This is a genomic window from Stenotrophomonas sp. 10N36, from assembly GCF_056395005.1.
This window is the reverse complement of the sequence record NZ_JBFTIS010000043.1, coordinates 1-1216: the sequence shown is the minus strand read 5'-3', so window position 1 is coordinate 1216 and position 1216 is coordinate 1. Positions and strand designations below refer to the sequence as shown.

Here is a 1216-nt window from a genome sequence, read left to right as displayed (position 1 = left end):
GACGATCGACCTGTAGCTGGGCGCCCACGCCGGAATCTCCCTTGATCCGCCCGAACAGTTGCTCGAGGCAGCACTCGAAGTGATAAGACTGGGCAAGCGGGGGAGCTCTCGACCTTTCCAGCCTAGCGGAGATTTCCCATGAGCGGAATCGGGATCGATGTGTGCAAAAAACACCTGGATGTTGCGGTCTTTCAAGGCCCGGCCCGGCAGTTCAACAACACCGCAGCCGGTCACTGCAAGTTGGTGAGATGGCTGAATACGCTACCGGTGAAKCAGGTGGTGCTGGAGGCCACCGGCGGCTACGAGCTGGCCGCACTGGATGCCCTACACCAGGCCGCACTGCCGGTGGCCCGAGCCAATGCGCAGCGGGCGCGCAGCCTGGCCAACACCTTGGGGAGGGCCAAGACCGACAGACTGGATGCGGCCATGCTGGCCTATATGGCAGAGAAAATAGACCTTCATCCGTACGTTCCGCTGGAGCCATGGCAGCGCCRTCTGGGCGAGTATGTTCGTGCCCGCCAGCAGGTCATCGAGCTGCTGAAGATGGCAAAGCAGCAGTTGCTGCCCGTGGCGGACAAGCCTCTGCGAAAGATGCTTCAGGGCAACATCAAACAGCTTGTGCGCAGCGTGGCGCGGCTGGATGTACTGATCGCCGAGCAGCTGAAGACGCTGCTTATTGAACACCCTCACTTGGCGATATTGAAAACGCTCAAGGGTGTGGGCCCGGTGTTGCTGGCGGTACTGATGTGCCGGTTGCCAGAGCTGGGAACGCTTGGCGGAAAGCAGATCGCCAGACTGGTAGGYGTTGCCCCGTTGTCCAACGACAGCGGCAGCGTGCGTGGCAAACGCGGGATCAAAGGAGGCCGAGCCGACATCCGGCAGACACTCTACATGGCGGCCATGTCCGCCGCCCGCCACGAGCCGCGTCTGCGTGATTTTTACAGGTCGCTGCGTGCACGYGGCAAGGAAGGAAAGGTCGCCTTGGTGGCGGTGATGCGCAAGATGCTGGTCATCCTCAATGCGCGCGTGCGTGATGAAAGAGCCGCCATGCGCCCAGCCTGAACGCCCTGGGCGGACAACATGGCGGGCAAAGGCGTGCCGGCCAACGGCCGGCACCTACCGCTTACTGCGCGCGCAGGAAACCGACCGGAGCCGCCTCAGCTACGGATCAGGCAGGCGCTGATCAACACAGTTGCTACCGGCTGCTACGGGGCCC

General features: G+C 62.6%; 1 protein-coding gene. It reads left to right on the top strand.

Annotation, left to right across the window (positions count from 1 at the left end; translation table 11 throughout):
* Positions 1-138: 138 nt before the first annotated feature.
* On the top strand, positions 139-1062 hold the full coding sequence (locus AC1DCJ_RS20275) for an IS110 family RNA-guided transposase (RefSeq protein ID WP_478071790.1): 924 nt from the start codon (positions 139-141) through the stop codon (positions 1060-1062).
* The last annotated feature ends 154 nt before the right edge of the window (positions 1063-1216 follow it).